Genomic DNA, 20,049 nt, shown 5'->3' with positions numbered 1-20,049 from the left:
GTCGGCACTCCGGCCGATTCGACTCGGCCGCGTGTCGACGCCCGGCCGACGGGACCGCACAGGCGGCATGACACCGCAGGCGGCATGACGGAGGGCCCGGCCCGGCGGTTGCCGGTGCTCGGGCCCTCTCTGCGAGCACGCTGCGGAGTCCTCGGGTCTCAGGTCTCCGCTGTGTGCTCAGGTCTCCGCGGCGACGCTCAGCTCTCCGCGGTGACGGCGAGGCCGTGCAGGTAGTGCATGAGCGTCATCAGGACGTCGCGGCTGGAGGTGCGCAGCCGGGCGTCGCAGTCCACGATCGGCACCTCGGGCGGCAGGTCCAGGGCGCCGCGCAGCTCCTCGACGGGGTACTTCGGCGCCTCCGGGAAGGAGTTGACGGCGACGACGAAGGGGACGCCGCGCTCCTCCAGACGCCCGATGACGTCGAAGCTGACCTCCAGGCGGCGGGTGTCGACCAGCACGACCGCGCCGAGCGCCCCGTCGAACAGGCCGTTCCACAGGAACCAGAAGCGCTGCTGTCCCGGCGTGCCGAACAGGTAGAGCACCAGTTCCTCGTTGAGGCTGATGCGCCCGAAGTCCATCGCGACGGTCGTGGAGGTCTTGCGTTCCACGCCCAGGGTGTCGTCGACGCCGACGCCGGCCTGCGTCATCGTCTCCTCGGTGGTCAGCGGGCGGATCTCGCTGACGGCGCCGACCAGGGTCGTCTTGCCGACCCCGAAGCCGCCCACGATCACCACCTTGACCGCGGCCGTCGCCGAGTCCGGCAGCTCGTCCTCGCTCCGCGGCCCGACGACCGGCTCCGCGTCGAACGTCTGACCGGCCACGGGCTGCTCGGCGAGCGCCTGTCCGGCGGTCGGCTCAGAGCTGTTGAAGTCCATGGATCACCGCCTCGATAAGGGAACGGTCCGGAAGTTCTGCGGGCGGGACGGGCGCGCGCGCCACCACCCGCCCGTCGGCCAGCAGGTCACCCAGGAGCACGGTGACCACGCTGACCGGAAGCTTCAGGTAGGCGGAGAGCTCCGCCACCGACAGGGGGGAGTGGCACAACCGCATGATCGTGGCGTGCTCGGGCTGTACGCCCGGTCTCGGCGAACTCTTGGCCACGATCAGCGTGACCAGGTCGAGGGAGAAGGTGTCGGCGGCGCCGGTACGCCCGCCGGTGATCACATAGAGCCGCTCGGGGCTCTCGTCCTCCCACTCCTGGCCCGCTGTGCTCATGCGGCCGGTCCCACGCCGCGCGGCGGGCTGCTGAGGTGCTCGCCGATCCGCGCCACCAGGTCGCGCATCTTCATGCCGATCAGTCCGGCGTCCACCCCTTCGTCGGCCAGCACCGCGAGGTAGGCGCCCGAGCCGGCCGCCATCAGGTAGAAGAACCCGCCGTCCAGTTCGATGACGACCATGCGCATCTTGCCGTCGCTGCGCGGGAATTCGGCGGAGACGGCACCGGCCAGGGACTGCAGGCCGGCGCAGGCGGCGGCCAGCCGGTCGGCGGTGTCGTTGTCCGTGCCGTACTGGGCCATGCGCAAGCCGTCCGAGGACAGCACGACGACGTTGCGGGTCTGCGGGACGCTCTCCGCCAGGTCCTTGAGCATCCAGTCCATGTTGGCCCGGTGCTGAATCATGGCAACTCACTCTTTTCCGACGACTCGTCACTCTTCGGCCCGGCGGCCCCGCCCGGTTCTCCGGAGAGGCCGCTCTGGAAGGCGGCCAGCCACATGCCGGGCTGCACCTCGGAGGCGGACTCCGACGCGGAGGACCGGTGGTCTGCGGTGTCGGGGGCGGTGGACGCCTGCGGCGCGGGCTGGGCCTGCGGCGCGGTGGCGCGGGACTTGCGGCGCCGCTGCGGCAGCCCGTTGGCGGTCCGCTCGGTCACCACGGGTACGTCTTCCTGGGTGCTCTCGGCCCGGGACGGCAGCGCCGCGGGTGCTCCTGGTGCCGCCGGAGCCACGGGTGCAGCGGGCACGGGCCCGGTGGCCCGGCGCGGGACCGCCGGACGCGCGGTGCGCTCGCTCACCGGCCCGGAGGAGGCGCCGATGCCGTGCGCGCGTCCGGTGGCCGGCGCCGTGGTGATCAGGTCCTGCGGCACGATGAGGACGGCGCGCACGCCGCCGTACGCCGAGGGGCGCAGCGACACCTGGAAGTCGTACGCCTGGGCCAGCCGGCCGACGACCGCGAGGCCGAGCCGAGGGGTCTCCCCCAGGTCGTTGACGTCGATGCCCTCCTGAGCCTGCTGGAGCATCCGTTCGGCCCGCATGCGGGCCTCCTCGCTCATGCTGACGCCGCCGTCCTCGATCTCGACGGCGATGCCGGACTGCACCTCGACCGCGGTCAGGTGCACCCGGGTCTGCGGCGGGGAGTAGCGGGTGGCGTTGTCCAGCAGCTCGGCGAGCGCGTGGATGAGCGGCTCGACGGCCTGGCCGACGACGGCGACCTCGGTGACGGAGTGCAGCTCGACGCGCTGGTAGTCGATGATCCGCGACATCGCACCGCGAAGCACGCTGAACAGCGGGACGGCGCGGCTCCACTGGCGGCCGGGGCGGGCGCCGCCCAGTACGGCGATGGAGTCGGCCAGCCGGCCGATCAGCGCGGTGCCGTGGTCCAGCCGCAGCAGGTCGCCGAAGACCTCGTGGTTCTGGCCGTGCCGGTCCTCCATGTCGCGCAGTTCCTGCGCCTGCTGGTGGACGATGGCCTGGACGCGGCGCGCGATGTTCACGAACGCGCGCTGGGCGGACTCGCGCAGGTCCTCCTCGGCGACGACCGCTTCCAGGACCGAGCGGAGCACCGCCTCGTGGGCCGCGGTGAACTCGGGGGTCAGCCGGGCCTCGCGGGCCTCCTGGGCCAGCCGCTCGGTCATCGAGGCGAGGACGTCCTCGGGGAACTCCTCCTGGCCGAGCCGGTGGACGACCTCGGGCAGCAGCTCCTCGGCGAGCCGTACGGTCGCGGCCTCCTGGCGGGAGAGCACCTCGGCCTGCGTCCGGGCGCTCCGGCGCAGTTCCGCCAGGGCCCGGCCGCGGCGGGCGACCTCGGCGGAGAGGAGCGCCACCGCGACGGTGGCGACGCCTCCGGTCCACAGGACCGGCGTCAGCGCGTCGGAGGGGACCAGCACGGCGGAGACGACGGCGGCGATCACAGTGAGCGCCGCCGGCAGTATCCACACGAACGCCGAAGCCGGTCGCAGGCCTCCGGGCGACGATCCTTCTCGAACCATCAGCACCCTCAACCAATCGAAAGATACGGGGAAGTTCTCGGGCGCAGCGGTGAGGGCAGCGTCGACACACAGATCACCAGTGGTAACTGCCAGTACGCTGAGCCGGTCTCAGCATAACCGGACTTGATCACTCCTTGACGCCAGGTCATATCGCCGCAGGTGGAGGGCCATTCGGGCCGCGGAAAGGACGGATGTGTCCGCGCTGCGGACGCCTTCCGGACACCCGCGCACCACCCTCCGTACGGCACGCGAGCACGCCGGTGCCCCACGCGGGCAAGGGAGTTGACCGCGTGGCCGGCCAACGAGCGGGTCCTCAGAGGCGTACGGTCCGGCGCGGCAGGTTCCTGGCGTCCGCCAGCAGTCCGTTCATGGTGGCGAACTCCTCCACGCACCGGCCGGTGCCCGCCACGACGCAGTTCAGCGGGTCCTCGGCGACCACGACGGGCACGCCGGTCTCCCGGGTGAGCAGCCGGTCCAGGCCGCGCAGCAGCGCGCCGCCGCCGGTGAGCGCGATGCCGTGCTCGATGACGTCGCCGGACAGCTCGGGCGGGCAGGCGTCCAGGGTGCGGCGGACGGCCCGCACGATCGCGTCGACGGGCTCGGCGAGCGCCTGCCGGACCTCCTCCGCGGTGATCTCCTGGATCCGCGGCAGGCCGTTGACGTGGTCCCGGCCGCGGACGGTGCAGGAGTCGACGCGTACCGGCACGGTGGTCTCCGCGTCCGTCTCCGTCTCTGCGGCCGCCTCCGTCTCTGCGGCCGCCTCCGTCTCCGTGTCCGCGTCCGCCTTCGCGCCGTCGGCGGGCGGCTGCGGCGCACGGTCCTCGTCCGGCGTCCACAGCGCGGAGCCAATCGCGATCTTGATGTCCTCGGCGGTGCGCTCCCCGATGTCCAGCGCGTGCTTCTTCTTGACGTACGCCAAAATCGCCGCGTCCATCGCGTCGCCCCCGACCCGTACCGAGTGAGCGGTGACCAGGCCGCCCATCGAGACCACGGCGACCTCGGTCGTGCCGCCGCCGATGTCCACCACCATGCAGCCCACCGGCTCCGCGACCGGCAGCCCGGCACCGATGGCCGCCGCCATCGGCTCCTCGATCAGCTGCACTTCGCGGGCGCCCGCGCGCTTGCCGGAGTCGATGACCGCGCGCCGCTCGACGCCGGTGATCCCCGACGGCACGCAGATCACCACGCGCGGGCGGGAGAAGCGGCGCCCGGGCAGCGCCTTCTTCAGCAGCCCCCGCAGCATCCGCTCGGCGGCGTCGAAGTCGGCGATCACCCCTTCCTGGAGCGGCCGCATCGCGGTGATGCCGGAGGGGGTGCGGCCGATGGTGCGCTTGGCCTCGGCGCCGACGGCGACGACGTCGCCCGCCGCATTGACGGCGACCACGGACGGCTCGTCGAGCACCACGCCCTTGCCGCGTGCGTACACCAGGGTGTTGGCGGTGCCCAGGTCGATGCCTATGTCGTACGTACCGCCGGAGGAAGTGCTGGCCATGAGGAGTTCGCTCGCTCGCTTTCGGCTCGGACTGCGGGTACGCCCGCGGCGCGGCGTGCGGATCCCCCCGACATCGCGCCCCAGACGGCAGCAATGACGTCAATAACGGGCGATTATCTACCCTACCGGCGTCGCGTAGGTGCACGCCGCCCGGCCCGGGAGGAGGAACACGCGCTCAGCTCCGGGTCCGGTTCAGCGCCCGCGCGAACTCGTCCAGCGCGTCCACCAGCAGTTCCGCCGCGCGCGGTGCCACTCCCCCGCCGTCGGGCCCGGCCTCCCACTCCGCCAGCCGTCGCCGCAGACCGGTCCAGTCCATGTCGCCGCCCTCCCGGACGGCCCGCGCCGCGCGCTCCACCGCGGGCCCCAGCTCGGCGGAGAACGCCTCGGCGCCCGGCGACGGTTCGGCGTCCGGGCCCGGCAGGTGGGCCTCCATCACCATGGTGACCCGGCCCATCGTGTTGAGGGCCGTCGCGGCGTCCTCCTCGGCGGCCGGGGAGAGCCCGCGGTGCCGTACCGGCTCCTGCTCGGCGCGTTCCCCGCTCTTCACCCAGGCGACGCGTGCCGCACGCAGGTCGAGCAGCGCCTCGCGCACCCGGCGCGGCCGGCGTTCGGCGGGCCGGGCGTAGATGTCCAGGACGGCGGTGGCGTACCGGCCGCCGGCGGCCAGCCACTCCGCCAGCCGGTCGCGCAGCCGTGAGGTCTCCCAGGCCGGGAAGACGGCGTACGAGAGGGTCGCCAGCACCCCGCCGAGGAGGGTGAGGACCACCCGTTCCTGGACGGTCTGCTCCCAGCCGGCGCCCGCGATGCCGAGCAGGAAGACGACGTACGCGGCGACGCAGGCGGAGGTGACCGCGACACCGGTGCGCAGCAGCAGGTACATCAGGAAGACGCAGACGACGGCCAGCGCCGCGTCCACGTACTGCCCGGGATGGAACAGGGCGAGGACGCCGCCGCCGACGGCGACGCCGAAGAGGGTGCCGGTGAATCGGGCGATGCCCCGCTGATAGGTCTGCGCGAAGTCCGGACGCATGATCATCACGGAGGCGAGCGGCGCCCAGTAGCCGTGCCCGAAGGGCAGCGCGGTGCCCGCGAGGTAGCCGACCGCGGCGACCGCCGCTACGCGCAGCGCGTGCCGCAGCACGAAGGAGGACCACCGCAGCTCCCGCCGAACGGCCCGCAGGACCACCGGGACCTGCCGGTGAACGGCGGGGCGCAGCAGGTGGGGGCGGTCGCCGTCGGTGACGGGGCCGGTCGGCTCGACCGGTTCGTCGGCGGCCTCCACGGCGTCGGCCAGCAGGCTCAGCAGCCGGGCCGCCGAGCGGCGCGCCGGGCCGGTCAGTACGTCGCCGGTGACCGGCACCTCCATGATGTCCATGACGTCGGCGGGCAGCCGGACCGGCCGGGCGTGCCGGATGGCGGAGGCCACCGCGTCCAGCACGGTCGCCGCCGCGTGCAGCAGTTCGCGCACGCGGTCCCGCTCGGGCCCCTCCACCGGCACGCCGACGACCGGGTCGGCGAGCGAGGCGAGCACCGGGCGCACCTGCTCGGCGAGGGTGCGCGGGCCGTGCAGCTGGGCGGGGCGGCGGCGGGCCTGACGGGCCGTGACCCGGGAGGCGAGCCGGGCGTCCATCAGGGGCTGCGGGTCGAAGGGCGCGACCGGGTCGTGGCGCAGCCGACGCGCGTAGTCGGCCTCGGCGGCGAGCGCGTCGGCCAGCGCGTCCCGCTGCCGGCCCCAGCGGCGGACGGGGAAGAGCACGATGAGCGCGGCCTGGACGCAGCCGCCGGCGGCGATCAGCGCGGCGTGTTCCAGCGCGCCCAGGACGGAGGTCGGCAGTGTGACGGTCACCAGCATCACCGCGACCGTCTGGGTGCCGATCAGCCCGGAGACCGGCCCGACCGCCCAGCACAGCCCCGCGAGCAGGGTCCAGGCGCTGAGCAGCAGGACGAAGAGCACGGTGTGCGAGGCGGCGAGGTAGCCGAGGAAGGTGGAGATGGAGAGGCCGCCCGCGACGGCCAGGGCGAGCAGCGGGCGCGGCCGCCAGCTGCGCTGGAAGGTGGCGATGCCGGCGGAGAAGGCCCCGAAGGCGGCGGAGACGGCGAGCACCGGGGAGCCCAGCCACAGGCAGCCCCCGACGACGATGGCCACGCCCACCGCGCCGCGGACCGCGATGAGCGGGGTCAGTTCGGCGCGTTCGACGGACAGCCCGGAGCGGGCGGTCTGCTTCAGCGCGCTCGTCCAGGTCATAGCGAGAGAATACGTGCCGCATACGCGGAAATCGGGCGGCCTGCCGCGCGCGGCACCTCCGTACCGGCCGCCCCTCGGATCACGGCCGGTACGGAGGAAGGGGCGGCCGTCAGCGGCGGCCGGGGCTGCAGTCGATCTGGGTGAGCTTGATCGGCTTGGTGGCGTCCAGGCCTACGTAGGCGGTGAAGTGCTGGTCCCTGCCGCGCGGCCAGCTGGTGGTCACCGTCGCCCAGCCGACGCCGGCGGACTGCGCGGTGGTCACCCGGCCGATGGTGATGTCGCGCGGGGCGTTCTGCGCACAGAGCAGTACGTCGTACTTCTTGTTCTGCTCGACGCGCTTCTTCAGCGCGTCGCCGACCATGTGCCGCCGCTCCCACCGGCGGGGCCCGTGGTTGCCGTAGAAGCCCTCCAGGAAGTGGTGGATCTGCTCGGCGCCGTAGCGGGCCGGCGCCTTCTTCGGGGCCGGGCTGGCGGCGGGGGCGGAGGCGGCGAGGGTCAGGCCGCCGCCGAGCAGGGCGGCGCAGAGCGCGGAGACGGTGACAGCTCGCGAAGCCTTACGGATCATCGAATGTCCTCTTCTTCCGGATTTCATCCGCATTATGCGGACCTCACCCGAGCAGACACGTCGCACCTCGCGAGGGTTGCACGACCCGCGGCGCAAGCACCCGCCCGGCCCAACGAAGGCCCGCACACCCCCGCCGCGAGCGGGTGCCATTAATAGAGTGAGTGCTCTACTATTGGCTCGATGCGCACCGTCGACCCCGACCGGCACGCCCGCAAGCGGGCCCGGATCCTCCAGGCCGCCGCCGCGGAGTTCGCCGCCCACGGCGTGGACGGCACCTCCACCGCGGCCGTCTGCCGCCGCGCCGGCATCGGCTCCGGCACCCTCTTCCACTACTTCCCGACCAAGCGCGACATCTTCCACGCGCTGTTCGCCGACGACGTGCCGCGCCACGCCGAGGCCTGCGACCGGGCACTGGCCGCCGAGCGGCCCGACGACGGCCTCGACGGGCTGGTGGACCACCTCCTCGCCGACCTGCCCGACCCGCTCGTCCCCGGCCTCGCGGCGGCGGCCTTCCTCCAGGCCAACCGGGACGAGGCGTTCGCGCTGATGGTCGCCGCCGACGAGGCCCGGATCCACGCCGCCCTCGTGACGCTGCTGGAGCGGCTGGCGGACGAGGGCCGGCCGCTCGCGTTCGCCCCCGGGCGCGCCGCCGGCTGGCTCCAGCGGCTGATCAACGCCGCGTATCTGAGCGCCGACGAGGCCGGGTTCGACCCCGCGGCGCACGCCGCCGAACTGCGCCACATCATCGACTGGCTGGTGGGCCGTGTCCCGGCCCCGGCCCGACCGGAAGGGCACACCTGATGTCTGCTGAGGACACGGCCGGGAAGGAAGCGACCCGGGTCGGGCCCGGCACCGGCTCCCGCGCGCTGGTCTGGGCCGCCTTCCCGGTACTGGGCGCCGCGCTGGGATGGCTGCTGGACGCGGTGGCGGGCTGGGTGGCCGGGCTGCCGTGGGCGCCGTTCCAGGGTCTGTTCCGGCTTCTCGCCTCGCTCCCCGAGCCGCAGGCCACGATCGGCGCCGCGCTCCTCGGCCTGCTGGCCGGGGTGCTGCTCGCGCTGCTCGCCGAACACGACTACGTGCACGCCGCCATCGGCCCCGCGCGGACCGTCCTCACCCGCGGGGGCCGGAACCGCATACTGCACCGCGCGGACGTCTCGGCGGTCTTCCCGGACGGCACGCACCTCGTGGCCCTCGGCCGGCACACCGAGGAACTGCTGCGCCTCAAGGGCGACTTCGACACCGGCGCGTTCGCCGCCGCGTTCCGCGCGCACGGCTACCCGTGGCAGGACACCGACCCGCACGCCGAGGAGTACCGCCGCTGGGTGGCCGGGCTGCCCGGCCTCGACGCGGGCGCCCACGCGCTCCTCAAGGCCCGCGCGCACGCGCTGGAGAAGAGCCGCGCGGACGACGCCGCCCAGCTGCGCGAGGAACTGGCCGCGCTGGGCATCGTCGTCCGCGAGGAGAAGAAGCAGCAGTTCTTCCGCCGCGCCCACGGCCTCCCGGCGGCGGAGCCGAAGGTCTGAGCGCGGCCCGCCACCGGCCGGGCGCGCGCGTCCGGCCGGTACGGCACCACGTCCGCTACGACACCACGTCCTTGGTGCGGAAGCCGCGGAAGGCCAGCGCGAAGAGGACCACCGCGTAGGAGACCGAGACCGCCGCACCCTGCAGCATGTCCGACATCTCCAGCTTCGGCTGGAGCGCGTCCACCCAGGCGAACTGCCAGTGCGCGGGCAGCACGTCGCGCCAGTTGCCGAGCGCGGTGACCTGGTCCAGGACGTTGCCGACGATGGTGAGGCCGACCGCCCCGCCGACCGCGCCCAGCGGCGCGTCGGTCACCGTCGACAGCCAGAACGCCAGCGCCGCCGTCACCAGCTGCGACACGAAGAGGTACGCCACCACCAGCGCCAGCCGCGGCACCGCGTCCCCGGCCGGCAGCACCCCGCCGCCCGGCAGCCGCAGCCCGTCCCAGCCGTACGCGTACGTGCCCACGGCCAGCGCGACCAGCGGCAGCAGCACCATCGCCGCCGCGCTGAAGGCCAGCGCCACGGTCAGCTTGCTCAGCAGCAGCCGGGTCCGCGGCACGGGCGCCGCCAGCAGGTACCGCAGCGAGGACCAGCTCGCCTCCGAGGCGACCGTGTCGCCGCAGAACAGCGCGACCGGCACCACCAGCAGGAAGCCCGCCGAGACGAACAGCGTGGTGGCCGCGAAGTTGGCGGCCGAGGCGGTCGCGGTGTCCATCAGGTTGATCCGGCTGTTCCGCCCGGCCGGATCGCCGCCGATGGCGAACGCCGCGGCCAGCACGAAGGGCAGCGCGACCAGCACCAGGCCGACCACCAGCGTGCGGCGCCGCTTCAGCTGCCGCAGGGCCTCGACACGCAGCGGCAGGGTGCGGCCCGCGCGGTAGCCGGCCGCGGGCCCGGCCGGATGTGCTGCGGTACTCATCGGTCCCCTCCGATCAGGGTCAGGAAGGCGTCCTCCAGGCGGCGGTGCGGCCCGACGCTCTCCACCGGCACGTCCAGCCGGAGGAGTTCGGCGAGCAGCTCCGTGGTGCCGGCCGTGCCGTCGAGGCGTACGAGCAGCCCGTCGTCACCGCCCGCCACCGAGGCGACGAACGGCAGCGCGGCCACCTTCTCCACCACCCCGTCCGGCACCGGCACCGCCGTGCCGACCAGCAGCGTGTCGCCGCTCCCGACGATCTCCGCGACCGGACCCGCCTGCACCAGCCGGCCCCGGTCCATGACGACCAGATGCGTACAGGTCTGCTCGACCTCGGCCAGCAGATGGCTGGAGACGATCACGGTCCGGCCCTCGGCCGCGTACCGGATCATCACGGCCCGCATCTCGCGGATCTGCGGCGGGTCCAGGCCGTTGGTCGGCTCGTCCAGGATGAGCAGGTCCGGCAGGCCGAGCATGGCCTGCGCGATGGCCAGCCGCTGCCGCATGCCCTGCGAGTACGTACGGACGGCACGCTGCAGCGCCTCGCCCAGGCCCGCGATCTCCAGCGCCTCGTCGAGGTGCGCGTCCTCGGCCGGCCGGCCGGTGGCGCGCCAGTACAGCTCCAGGTTCTCCCGGCCCGTCAGATGCGGCAGGAAACCCGCGCCCTCGACGAACGCACCGACCCGGGAGAGCACCGGAGCACCCGGCCGCACCGCGTGCCCGAACACCCGGATCTCGCCCTCGTCCGGCGTGATCAGACCCATCAGCATCCGCAGCGTGGTGGTCTTGCCCGCGCCGTTCGGCCCGAGCAGCCCGAGCACCTGACCGCGCTCGACACCGAAGGTCAGCTCCCGTACGGCATACCGGTCAACGGCGCCCGCGTACTTCTTCGTCAGGCCGGTGATGCGCAGCGGCACCTCAGCCAGGCCCGGATCGGGCGCGGGCGGCGTCGTGCGGCGGCGGCCGGTGAGCAGCAGCGCACCGGCGATCAGTACGGCCGCGAGCGGCATCCCCCACACCCACCAGGGCAGCGAGGTGGGGGCGGTCCGCACGTCGGGCGCGGTCGGCACGCTCAGCGCGTCCTTGCCGGCGAGCGCGACCTTGTACACGGCGGGCTCGTCGGGCGACGCGTACGCCATGTCGGTGGCGGCCACCACCAGCCGCATCTGGTGCCCGGCCTCGAATTCGTGGTCGATGGCCGGGAGCCGGACCGAGACCGTACGGCCGTCCTTCGCGTCCGTCACCCGCAGCGGCGTGACGAGCTGGTGCGGCAGCAACTGGCTCTGCCCGTCCGGGCCGACGTCGTAGACCTTGGCGAACAGCACGGCCTCGTCGTGGTCGCTCCTCACCCGGATCTTCGCCGTGGGCGACCCCGTGACCTGCACGGAATCCTTCAGCGGCGCGGACTCGAACCGGGCGTACTGGCCGGGGAAGTCCAGCGACGGGCTGTTGCCCAGCGCGCTGAGGCTGCCGAGCGCGGCGCCGATGCCGGGGACGGAGGAGATGGCGGGCGGGTCGCCGCCCGCGGGGTTGGTGAGGGTCTGCTCGCGGCCGGCCAGCGGCACGGACCGCGGGTCGCCGCGCAGGCCCGGGTAGCTGTCCCCGGTCGCGCCGGTCAGCCGCGAGGCGCCGTCGCGGGCGTTCACGCCCCCGGCCCGGCTGATCCGGAACGCCGGGCCGGTGTCGGCGCCGCGGTCCTTCTTCAGGTAGCGGGCGAACCACGCCTCCGTACGCGCCAGGACCCGGGACTCCTCACGGTTGCCGCCGTCGTGGCCGCCCTCGATCCAGTCCACCGACACCGGCGCGCCGTTCTTCTTCAGCGCCTTGGCCAGCGCGTCGGACTGGCCGAGCGGGAAGAGCGAGTCGGACTGGCCCTGGGAGATGAGGGTCGGGACCTTGATCCGGTCGGCGAACGCCTTCGGACTGCGGCTCTCCAGCATCTTCCGGGCCGCGTCGTCCGGCCGCCCGGAGACCGCCACCCGCTCGTACATCCGGCACAGCTGCGCCTCGAAGCGGTTGCAGGCGACGCCGCGTGCGGGGTTGGGCACGGTGGTGCTGACGGGGGCCGAGCCGGTGGTGAAGAAGTAGCCGGCCCACAGCTTCTTGAACACCCCGTCGGGGAACAGCGCGTCGGCGAGGTTCCAGTACGTGATCTGCGGGGCGATCGCGTCGACCCGGGGGTCGTGGGCGGCGGTGAGGAGCGCGATGGCGCCGCCGTACGAGGCGCCGGTCATGCCGACGCGCGGGTCGCCGGCCTTGTCCAGCTGCACCTCGGGACGTTTCGCCAGCCAGTCGATGAGCCCGCTGGCGTCGGCGACCTCGCCCTTCGGGTCGTTGAGGCCGATCTTGCCGGTGGAGCGGCCGAAGCCGCGCGCCGACCAGGTGAGGACGGCGTACCCGGCCCGCGCCAGCTGCTGGGCCTGGCCGGCGGCCGCGGTCTTGCTCGCGCCGAAGCCGTGGCCGACCAGCACGGCGGGCCGGCGGCCGGAGTCCGCCGTGCTGGTGAAGTAGGAGGTGTCGATCCGGACGGTGGACTTGCTGCCGGGTTTCTCCGGCAGCGTCAAAACGTGGTCCTCGCGGTGCACCGCGGGGGCCGCGTCGTCGGACGCGGCGACGGCCGCCCACGAGCCGCCGCCGAGCAGGACGCCCAGCACGGCCACGAGCGCGACCAGTCGCCGGCCACGCGGCCGGGGAACCTTCAGAGCCATGTCGTTCACCCTACGGGGGTGCCCAATGATCTCCGGGTCAGCCCTGCGAACTCCGGACCGGGCCCCCGCGACCTGCGCATCAACCCTGCGGCGGGCCGCGGGTCAGCCCTGCGACGCCCTGCGGCTCAGGCCTGCGGCGGGCCTCGGGTCAGCCCTGCGGCGGGCCGAAACCGCCGGCCGGCGGAGCGGGCGGGGCAGGCGGAGCCGGCGGCGCGCCGTACGGCATGGGCGGGGCCTGCGGCGGCGCTTGCGGGGCCTGCGGCGGTACCGCGGGTGCCTGCGGGGGCGCGGCGGGCGGGCCGAAGCCCGGTGCCGGCGCGGCGGCCGGACCGAAGCCGGGCTGCGGCTGCGGCTGCTGCATGGGCGGCGCGTACCCGGGCTGTCCGTAGCCCGGCTGCGGCTGGCCGGGCTGTGCGTAACCCGGCTGCGGGTGGCCCGGCGCTCCGTACGGCTGCTGGCCCGGCATCGCGAACGGCGCCGGTCCCGGCACGCCCGGCTGCGCCGGCGGGTACCACTCGGCGGCGACGGGCACGCCCGGACGTCCCATCAGGACCAGCAGCGCCACCGCGCCCACCAGCTCGAACAGGATCTGCGTGTGGTTCAGGATCATCGGGAACGCCGGGCCCTGCTGCACCGAGAAGAGCACACCGAACCTGATCAGGGCGATCGTCGTCATCAGCGCGAGCGGCAGCAGGACCAGCGCCAGCCCCAACGCGAACCCGCGCGCGGACCCCGCACGCCCGAGGCACAGCAGCGCGCCGACCGCGGTCAGCAGGACGAAGACGACGGACTGCCAGCCGCCCGCGACGCTCAGCAGCGCTGTCAGCGTGCCACGGCCCAGATACAGGGCCTCCAGCACGCCGGAGCCGTACTCCACCACCATGCAGACGTTCCAGACCGCGCCGAACAGCGCGAGGACGCCGAGCACCACGGCACCGGTCGCGACCGCCGGCTTCGCGGGACGCATCGGCGGATCGCTGGGCCGCCGCGTGGGCCAGCTGCGCATGCCCGCGAGGAGCACCACGGCGCACGCGAAAGCCAGCAGGATGACGAAGGCGCTGCTGATGAAGACGCCCTCGAAGGTGCCGGTGCTGTTGTCCACCTCACCGCGGAACCAGCGGTCGTCGCTGGTGTGCTGACCGGTGCTGATGAACACCAGCACGCTGGAGGTGAACGTCAGCGTCGTCGCCACGGCCAGGATGCCGCCGGCGGCCCGCGCCCCGGTGAACGCCGCCCAGACCGCGCCGAGCTGGACCACCGCGAGCGCCAGCGTGAACAGGTCGGTCACCATGCCCGTGCCGCCGGCACCGGCCCAGGAGTCCCACAGCGCCCCGAACCCGCGCTCCGCGACATCGATCGCCATCCATGTGGCGCTGTGCAGCAGGAAGAGTGTGCAGAACACCCCCGCGGTGATCCGCGCCCCCTTGCTGAGGACCGTACTGTGCGGCATCTCGCCCCCGTCTTTTCTCATGTGGTGCCATCTGTGCCGAGCTGCGCCGGACGCCGGAACGGCGGTACGGCGCCCGCGCACCGTAACGGATCTGTACACCCCCCGCGCACCGCCAGTACAACTGAGGGAGGGGTCCGGCGCCGCACCGGGCCGCGGGGGTGGGAGGCGGCATGCGCGCCATCGCGATCGTCGGAGCCGGGCAGGCGGGGCTGCAACTCGCCCACGGACTGCTCGCCGAGGGGTACGACGTGACCGTCGTCTCGGACCGCACACCGGAGCAGATCCGCTCCGGCCGGGTGATGTCGACACAGATCATGTTCGGCCCCGCGCTGGGCCTCGAACGGGCGGCGGGCCTGAACTCCTGGGACGGCAAGGCCCCCGGCATCACGGCACTCCAGGCCACCGTCTGGGACCCGCCGGGCACGCCGGCGCTACGGTTCAGCGGCCGCTTCGACGAGGAGGCGCAATCCGTCGACCAGCGGGTGAAGACGGCCGACTGGCTCGACCTCTACGAAGCGCGCGGCGGCCGGGTGGAGTACGGCGCGGCCGACGCCCGGCGGCTGGCCGCGCTGGCCGCCTCGCACGACCTGACGCTGGTGGCCGCCGGCCGCGGCGACCTCGCCCGGCTCTTCCCCCGGGACCCGGCCCGCTCCCCGTACGACCGGCCGCAACGCACCCTGGCCTGCATCTACCTGCACGGCGTCGGGCACCCGCCGGAGTACCCCGCGCCGCAGGCCCGCTCCCATCTCACCGCCGAGGCCGGGGAGATCTTCGTGATCCCCGCGCTCACCACGGGCGGGCTGTGCGACATCGTCTTCTTCGAGGGGCTGCCGGGCGGCCCTTTCGACTGCTGGCAGGACCGCCCGGACCCGAGCGGCTGCCTCACCCGCACCCAGAGCCTGCTGCGCCGGTACGCGCCCGTGGAGTACGAACTGTGCCGGAACGCCGAACCGACCGACGCGCGCTGCACGCTCTACGGCGCGGTCACCCCGACGGTGCGGCGCCCGGTCATCGAGGTGGCGCCGGGCCACTACGTCCTCGGCATGGCGGACACGGTCGTCGTCAACGACCCGGTCACCGGCCAGGGTTCGAACAACGCGGCCCGCTGTGCCGCCCGCTACCTCCGCGCGATCAGGGAACGCGGCGGCGCCCCCTTCGACCGGGCCTGGATGGAGCGGACCTTCGAGACCTTCTGGGACCACGCGCAGTACGCCACGGAGTTCACCAACGCCATGCTCCAGCCGCCCCCGGACCACGTACGGCGGCTGCTGGCCGCCGCCGCCCACTGCCCGGCCGTCGCCCACCGCTTCGTCAACGGCTACGCCGACCCCGCCGACTTCCGCCACTGGCTCACCGACCCGGAGGCCGCCGCGTCCTACCTGGCGGAGATCCGCGAAGCGTGAGCCGTGAGCACGGCACGCCTCCCGAACGCGGCGCGCCTCCTCGGTGCGGTGCGGTCGACGGAGCCCCGCCGGTCCGCACCGGCAGGGCTCCGCCCGTCCCGCTTCTTCCGTCCCGCTTCCGCTCCGCGTCCGTTCCGCGTCCGGGCGTCAGCCGTTGCTGGGGAAGCCCAGGTTGATGCCGCCGTCGGAGGGGTCCGGCCAGCGGGTGGTGACGACCTTGCCGCGGGTGTAGAAGTGCACGCCGTCGTTGCCGTAGATGTGGTGGTCGCCGAAGAGCGAGTCCTTCCAGCCGCCGAAGGAGTGGTAGCCCACCGGCACCGGGATCGGCACGTTCACGCCGACCATGCCGGCCTCGACCTCCAGCTGGAAATGCCGGGCCGCGCCGCCGTCCCGCGTGAAGATCGCGGTGCCGTTGCCCCACGGCGAGTTGTTCATCAGGGCGATGGCCTCGTCGTACGTGTCGACACGGACGACCGAGAGCACCGGGCCGAAGATCTCGTCGCGGTAGCAGTCCATCTCGGGCGTGACGTTGTCCAGCAGCGAGACGCCGATCCAGTGGCCGTCCTCGTGGCCCTCCACGGTGAAGCCGGTGCCGTCGAGCGCGACGGTCGCACCCTGCGCGCCGGCGCCGGTCACGTACGAGGCGACCTTGTCCCGGTGCACCTTGGTGATCAGCGGGCCCATCTCGGAGGCCGGGTCGTCACCGGGGCCGATGGTCAGCTTCCCGGCCCGCTCCTTGATCTTCTCGATCAGCGGGTCCGCGGTGTCACCGACCGCGACCACGACGGAGATCGCCATGCAGCGCTCGCCCGCCGAGCCGTACGCTGCGTTGATCGCGGAGTCAGCGGCCAGGTCCAGGTCGGCGTCCGGCAGCACCAGCATGTGGTTCTTCGCGCCGCCCAGCGCCTGCACACGCTTGCCGTTGGCGGTGCCGTTGGTGTGGATGTACTTCGCGATCGGGGTGGAGCCGACGAAGGACACCGCGGCGATGTCCGGGTGCTCCAGGATCCGGTCCACGGCGGTCTTGTCACCGTTGACGACGTTCAGCACACCGTCCGGCAGGCCCGCCTCGGCGGCCAGCTCGGCCAGCTTGAAGGCGGCCGAGGGCACCTTCTCGCTGGGCTTGAGCACGAAGGTGTTGCCGCAGGCGACCGCGAGGGGGAACATCCACATCGGCACCATGGCCGGGAAGTTGAACGGCGTGATGCCGGCGACCACACCCAGCGACTGGCGGATCGAGGAGACGTCCACGCGGGTGGAGACCTGGGTGGACAGCTCGCCCTTGAGCTTCTCGGAGATGCCGCAGGCCAGCTCGACGATCTCCAGGCCGCGGGCGACCTCGCCGAGAGCGTCGGAGTGCACCTTGCCGTGCTCGGCGGTGATCAGCTGCGCGATCTCCTCGCGGTGCGCGTCGACCAGCTCGCGGTACTTGAACAGGATCGAGGTGCGCTTGGCGAGCGCGCTGGTCCCCCAGGTCGCGTGGGCGGCCTTGGCCGCGGCGACGGCGGAGTCCACCTCGTCGACCGAGGCGAAGGGGACCTGCTTCTCCTGGGCGCCGGTGGCCGGGTTGTAGACCGGACCGAAGTTGCCGGAGATGCCCTCGACGGGCTTGCCGCCGATCCAGTGGCTGAGGGTCTTCATGTGCGGGGCCTTTCTGGGGACGAAAGCTTCAGCGGAGGTCAGAGGTGGCGGCGGCGTCCGGCCGCCTGGTGGTCGTACTCCTCACGGGCGAGCAGCGCCGCCTCACGCGTCGCGGTCTCGGCAACAGGAACATCCCACCAGGCCTGCGCCGCGGGCGCGCCCGGCACTGTGTCAGCCGTTTCGGTCTCGACATAGACACATGTGGGCCGGTCGGAGGCGCGCGCCGCCGAGAGCGCCGCCCGCAGCTCGGCCACGGTCGCCGCGCGGATCACGTCCATGCCCAGCGACGCGGCGTTGGCGGCCAGGTCCACCGGCAGCGGCTCACCGGTGTACGTACCGTCCTTGGCCCGGAACCGGTACGCGGTACCGAAGCGCTCGGCGCCGGTCTCCTCCGAGAGGCCGCCGATGGAGGCGTAGCCGTGGTTCTGGATGAGGACGAGGTTGATGTTGATGCCCTCCTGGACCGCCGTCACGATCTCGGTGGGCATCATCAGGTACGTGCCGTCGCCGACCAGCGACCACACCGGACGGTCCGGGGTGGCCATCCGGACGCCGATCGCGGCCGGGATCTCGTACCCCATGCAGGAGTAGCCGTACTCCAGGTGGTACTGGCGGCGGGACCGGGCGCGCCACAGTTTGTGCAGGTCACCGGGGAGCGAGCCGGCCGCATTGATGATCACGTCGTCGTCGCCGACGGTCGCGTCGAGCAGTCCGAGCACCTGCGTCTGACTGGGCCGCGCGTCCTCGGCACCGGTCAGGTACGCGGTGTCGACCATCCGCTCCCACTCGGCCTTGGCCGCGCCGTACGCCTCCTCGTACGCCCGCTCCACGCGGTGCCCGCCGAGCTCCCGGGACAGCGCCTCCAGGCCCGCGCGGGCGTCCGCGATCAGCGAGTGCGCACCGAGCTTGTGGGAGTCGAAGGAGGCGATGTTGAGGTTGACGAAGCGCACGCCGGGGTGGGCGAACAGCGTCGCCGAGGCGGTGGTGAAGTCGGTGTAGCGGGTGCCGACCCCGATGATCAGGTCCGCCTCGCGGGCCAGCGCGTCCGCGGTCGCGGTGCCGGTGTGCCCGATACCGCCCACGTCGGCCGGGTGGTCGTACCGCAGCGAGCCCTTGCCCGCCTGGGTGGAGGCGACCGGGATGCCGGTGGCGTCGGCGAAGGCGCGCAGCGCGTCCTCGGCCTCGGAGTGGTGGACGCCGCCGCCCGCGACGAGCAGCGGCCGCTCGGCGGAGCGGATGGCGTGCACCGCCTCGGCCAGCGCGCCCGCGTCCGGCTGCGGGCGGGTGACGTGCCAGACCCGGTCGGCGAAGAACTCCTCGGGCCAGTCGTACGCCTCGGCCTGCACGTCCTGCGGCAGGGCCAGGGTGACCGCGCCGGTCTCGACCGGGTCGGCGAGCACCCGCATGGCCTGCAGGGCGGCGGGGATCAGCGCCTCGGGCCGTCCGACCCGGTCGAAGTAGCGGGAGACAGGGCGCAGCGCGTCGTTGACGGAGACGTCCCCCGCGTACGCCACCTCCAGCTGCTGGAGCACGGGCTCGGCCGGGCGGGTGGCGAAGGTGTCGCCGGGCAGCAGCAGGACCGGCAGTCGGTTGACCGTGGCCAGGGCCGCGCCCGTGACGAGGTTGGTCGCGCCGGGGCCGATGGAGGTGGTGACGGCCTGCGCGGAGAGCCGGTCGGACTGGCGGGCGTACCCGACGGCGGCGTGCACCATGGCCTGCTCGTTGCGGCCCTGGAGGTAGGGCATGGCGTCCTGCGACTCCAGCAGCGCCTGACCGAGCCCGGCGACGTTGCCGTGGCCGAAGATGCCCCAGGTGGCGCCGATCAGACGGCGCCGTACGCCGTCCCGCTCGGTGTACTGGTGAGCCAGGAATGCGACCAGGGCCTGCGCGACCGTGAGGCGGCGCGTCGTCGGGGCGATCATCGGGGGTCTCCTGCGGGTGCGCTGTAGAGGGGGAGGCGGGGGTCGACGGGCTGCTCGGGCCAGGTGCCCCGGATCCAGCCGTGGTCCGGGTGGTCGCAGATCAGCCACTCGCGGGCCTCGCCGGGGCCCGCCATGACGTTGAGGTAGTACATGTCGTGGCCGGGGGCGGCGATGGAGGGGCCGTGCCAGCCGTCGGGGATGAGGACGACGTCGCCGCCGCGGACCTCGGCGAGCACATCGGTCTCGCTGCCGGCGCCGGAGGGCGTCACGCGCTGGTAGCCGAGGCCGGGCCTGGCGGTGCCGTCCTCGCCGGTCGCGGCGGCGATCTCGAAGTAGTAGATCTCCTCCAGCTCGGACTCCTCGCCGGGCCGGCACTCGTCGTGCTTGTGCGGCGGGTAGGAGGACCAGTTGCCGCCGGGGGTGATGACCTCGACGGCGATGAGCTTGTCGCACTCGAAACCGTAGTCACTGTCGCCTCCGGCGGGGGCGGCCGCGCCGAAGTTGTTGACCTGGCGCGAGCAGTTGCCCGTGCCGCGCAGTTCGACGGGAACGGACGAGGCGGGGCCGTACCGCGCGGGGAGCCTGCGCTCGCAGCGGGCGCCGGTGAGCGCGAAGCGGCCACCGGTCTCGCTCGCGATTCCCACGTGCGCGTCGCGCGGTACGTACGCGAAGTCCGTGACACCGCTGAAGACGCTCTCCCGGCCGGCCAGCGCGAACTCCTCGCCGGAATCGACCGCGACCGTGCACCCGCCGGTCAGTGGCAGCACGATCCACTCGCTGTCGCCGGTCGGGAAGGAGTGGTGGCCGCCGGGCGGGAGTTCGAGCACGCGGAGGGAGGAGTACCCCCAGCCGGCGTTCTTGGGATGGATGTCGAGGGCGTACGGACCGTCGGCGGCGGTGCCGGCCGGGCGGTGGAAGCGGGATTCGGCGTTCATGGCGTCAAGTCTCCTACTGATCACTGACAGTGACAGATGCCTGTGGA

General features: G+C 73.4%; 16 protein-coding genes. 3 read left to right on the top strand and 13 right to left on the bottom strand.

The genetic code is table 11. The features are described from left to right. Window positions 1-197 precede the first annotated feature (197 nt). The 7 genes from ACIGQF_RS19040 to ACIGQF_RS19010 all read right to left on the bottom strand — a co-directional run bounded on the left by ACIGQF_RS19040 (window position 198) and on the right by ACIGQF_RS19010 (window position 7,507). A complete protein-coding gene (locus ACIGQF_RS19040; protein ID WP_399711411.1) occupies window positions 198-875 on the bottom strand; it encodes a GTP-binding protein in 678 nt (225 codons plus the stop codon). Then, window positions 856-1,215, bottom strand: a complete 360-nt coding sequence (locus ACIGQF_RS19035; protein WP_361566516.1) for a DUF742 domain-containing protein — start codon at window positions 1,213-1,215, stop codon at window positions 856-858. Before ACIGQF_RS19035 ends, ACIGQF_RS19040 begins: the two co-directional genes overlap by 20 nt. After that, window positions 1,212-1,619 carry a roadblock/LC7 domain-containing protein gene (locus tag ACIGQF_RS19030; RefSeq protein WP_399711409.1) on the bottom strand — a complete coding sequence of 136 codons (408 nt, stop codon included), beginning with the start codon at window positions 1,617-1,619 and terminating at the stop codon, window positions 1,212-1,214. Before ACIGQF_RS19030 ends, ACIGQF_RS19035 begins: the two co-directional genes overlap by 4 nt. Then, complete coding sequence (locus ACIGQF_RS19025; protein WP_399711407.1) at window positions 1,616-3,205, bottom strand: ATP-binding protein; 1,590 nt, start codon at window positions 3,203-3,205, stop codon at window positions 1,616-1,618. Before ACIGQF_RS19025 ends, ACIGQF_RS19030 begins: the two co-directional genes overlap by 4 nt. A gap of 313 nt (window positions 3,206-3,518) precedes the next feature. After that, window positions 3,519-4,697 carry a rod shape-determining protein gene (locus ACIGQF_RS19020; protein WP_399711405.1) on the bottom strand — a complete coding sequence of 393 codons (1,179 nt, stop codon included), beginning with the start codon at window positions 4,695-4,697 and terminating at the stop codon, window positions 3,519-3,521. 175 nt (window positions 4,698-4,872) lie between these two features. Next, window positions 4,873-6,942, bottom strand: a complete 2,070-nt coding sequence (locus ACIGQF_RS19015; RefSeq protein ID WP_399711403.1) for an FUSC family protein — start codon at window positions 6,940-6,942, stop codon at window positions 4,873-4,875. A 109-nt stretch (window positions 6,943-7,051) separates the two neighbouring features. After that, on the bottom strand, window positions 7,052-7,507 hold the full coding sequence (locus tag ACIGQF_RS19010) for a hypothetical protein (protein ID WP_361566504.1): 456 nt from the start codon (window positions 7,505-7,507) through the stop codon (window positions 7,052-7,054). A gap of 180 nt (window positions 7,508-7,687) precedes the next feature. Between ACIGQF_RS19010 and ACIGQF_RS19005 the strand changes: the two genes are divergently transcribed. Both ACIGQF_RS19005 and ACIGQF_RS19000 read left to right on the top strand, forming a co-directional pair. Continuing rightward, window positions 7,688-8,308, top strand: a complete 621-nt coding sequence (locus ACIGQF_RS19005) for a TetR/AcrR family transcriptional regulator (protein ID WP_399711400.1) — start codon at window positions 7,688-7,690, stop codon at window positions 8,306-8,308. Further along, window positions 8,308-9,030, top strand: a complete 723-nt coding sequence (locus ACIGQF_RS19000) for a hypothetical protein (RefSeq protein WP_399711399.1) — start codon at window positions 8,308-8,310, stop codon at window positions 9,028-9,030. Before ACIGQF_RS19005 ends, ACIGQF_RS19000 begins: the two co-directional genes overlap by 1 nt. Before the next feature lie 55 nt (window positions 9,031-9,085). Here the strand turns inward: ACIGQF_RS19000 and ACIGQF_RS18995 are convergent, their stop codons facing one another. From ACIGQF_RS18995 to ACIGQF_RS18985, 3 genes are all read right to left on the bottom strand, one after another. Further along, entirely contained in the window at window positions 9,086-9,949 is an 864-nt protein-coding gene (locus tag ACIGQF_RS18995; protein ID WP_399711397.1) for an ABC transporter permease, read from the bottom strand. Then, window positions 9,946-12,651 (bottom strand): CocE/NonD family hydrolase, encoded by a 2,706-nt coding sequence (locus ACIGQF_RS18990; RefSeq protein ID WP_399711395.1) that lies wholly within the window; start codon window positions 12,649-12,651, stop codon window positions 9,946-9,948. The genes ACIGQF_RS18995 and ACIGQF_RS18990 overlap by 4 nt, the downstream gene beginning before the upstream one ends. A 148-nt stretch (window positions 12,652-12,799) precedes the next feature. Then, entirely contained in the window at window positions 12,800-14,101 is a 1,302-nt protein-coding gene (locus tag ACIGQF_RS18985; RefSeq protein ID WP_399711393.1) for a hypothetical protein, read from the bottom strand. Between the two features lie 170 nt (window positions 14,102-14,271). On the opposite strand from ACIGQF_RS18985, the gene ACIGQF_RS18980 reads away from it, so the two are divergent. Then, complete coding sequence (locus tag ACIGQF_RS18980) at window positions 14,272-15,504, top strand: styrene monooxygenase/indole monooxygenase family protein (protein ID WP_399711391.1); 1,233 nt, start codon at window positions 14,272-14,274, stop codon at window positions 15,502-15,504. 147 nt (window positions 15,505-15,651) lie between these two features. On the opposite strand, the gene ACIGQF_RS18975 is transcribed toward ACIGQF_RS18980, so the two are convergent. The 3 genes from ACIGQF_RS18975 to iolB are packed head-to-tail and all read right to left on the bottom strand — an operon-like array spanning window position 15,652 to window position 20,002. Then, on the bottom strand, window positions 15,652-17,145 hold the full coding sequence (locus tag ACIGQF_RS18975) for a CoA-acylating methylmalonate-semialdehyde dehydrogenase (RefSeq protein WP_399711390.1): 1,494 nt from the start codon (window positions 17,143-17,145) through the stop codon (window positions 15,652-15,654). A 38-nt stretch (window positions 17,146-17,183) separates the two neighbouring features. After that, complete coding sequence (iolD, locus tag ACIGQF_RS18970; RefSeq protein ID WP_399711388.1) at window positions 17,184-19,067, bottom strand: 3D-(3,5/4)-trihydroxycyclohexane-1,2-dione acylhydrolase (decyclizing); 1,884 nt, start codon at window positions 19,065-19,067, stop codon at window positions 17,184-17,186. Then, entirely contained in the window at window positions 19,064-20,002 is a 939-nt protein-coding gene (iolB, locus tag ACIGQF_RS18965) for a 5-deoxy-glucuronate isomerase (protein ID WP_399711386.1), read from the bottom strand. The genes iolD and iolB overlap by 4 nt, the downstream gene beginning before the upstream one ends. Between the last annotated feature and the right edge of the window lie 47 nt (window positions 20,003-20,049).

This window comes from Streptomyces sp. NPDC053560 (genome assembly GCF_044544605.1).
Taxonomy (GTDB): Bacteria; Actinomycetota; Actinomycetes; order Streptomycetales; family Streptomycetaceae; genus Streptomyces.
The sequence above is the reverse complement of the archived record's forward strand: the minus strand, read 5'-3'. Positions and strand labels throughout refer to the sequence as shown.

Coding starts and splice junctions, on each gene's coding strand:
- ACIGQF_RS19040 (WP_399711411.1), bottom strand. CDS start 875: ATGGACTTCAACAGCTCTGAGCCGACCGCCGGACAGGCGCTCGCCGAG.
- ACIGQF_RS19035 (WP_361566516.1), bottom strand. CDS start 1,215: ATGAGCACAGCGGGCCAGGAGTGGGAGGACGAGAGCCCCGAGCGGCTC.
- ACIGQF_RS19030 (WP_399711409.1), bottom strand. CDS start 1,619: ATGATTCAGCACCGGGCCAACATGGACTGGATGCTCAAGGACCTGGCG.
- ACIGQF_RS19025 (WP_399711407.1), bottom strand. CDS start 3,205: ATGGTTCGAGAAGGATCGTCGCCCGGAGGCCTGCGACCGGCTTCGGCG.
- ACIGQF_RS19020 (WP_399711405.1), bottom strand. CDS start 4,697: ATGGCCAGCACTTCCTCCGGCGGTACGTACGACATAGGCATCGACCTG.
- ACIGQF_RS19015 (WP_399711403.1), bottom strand. CDS start 6,942: ATGACCTGGACGAGCGCGCTGAAGCAGACCGCCCGCTCCGGGCTGTCC.
- ACIGQF_RS19010 (WP_361566504.1), bottom strand. CDS start 7,507: ATGATCCGTAAGGCTTCGCGAGCTGTCACCGTCTCCGCGCTCTGCGCC.
- ACIGQF_RS19005 (WP_399711400.1), top strand. CDS start 7,688: ATGCGCACCGTCGACCCCGACCGGCACGCCCGCAAGCGGGCCCGGATC.
- ACIGQF_RS19000 (WP_399711399.1), top strand. CDS start 8,308: ATGTCTGCTGAGGACACGGCCGGGAAGGAAGCGACCCGGGTCGGGCCC.
- ACIGQF_RS18995 (WP_399711397.1), bottom strand. CDS start 9,949: ATGAGTACCGCAGCACATCCGGCCGGGCCCGCGGCCGGCTACCGCGCG.
- ACIGQF_RS18990 (WP_399711395.1), bottom strand. CDS start 12,651: ATGGCTCTGAAGGTTCCCCGGCCGCGTGGCCGGCGACTGGTCGCGCTC.
- ACIGQF_RS18985 (WP_399711393.1), bottom strand. CDS start 14,101: ATGCCGCACAGTACGGTCCTCAGCAAGGGGGCGCGGATCACCGCGGGG.
- ACIGQF_RS18980 (WP_399711391.1), top strand. CDS start 14,272: ATGCGCGCCATCGCGATCGTCGGAGCCGGGCAGGCGGGGCTGCAACTC.
- ACIGQF_RS18975 (WP_399711390.1), bottom strand. CDS start 17,145: ATGAAGACCCTCAGCCACTGGATCGGCGGCAAGCCCGTCGAGGGCATC.
- iolD (WP_399711388.1), bottom strand. CDS start 19,067: ATGATCGCCCCGACGACGCGCCGCCTCACGGTCGCGCAGGCCCTGGTC.
- iolB (WP_399711386.1), bottom strand. CDS start 20,002: ATGAACGCCGAATCCCGCTTCCACCGCCCGGCCGGCACCGCCGCCGAC.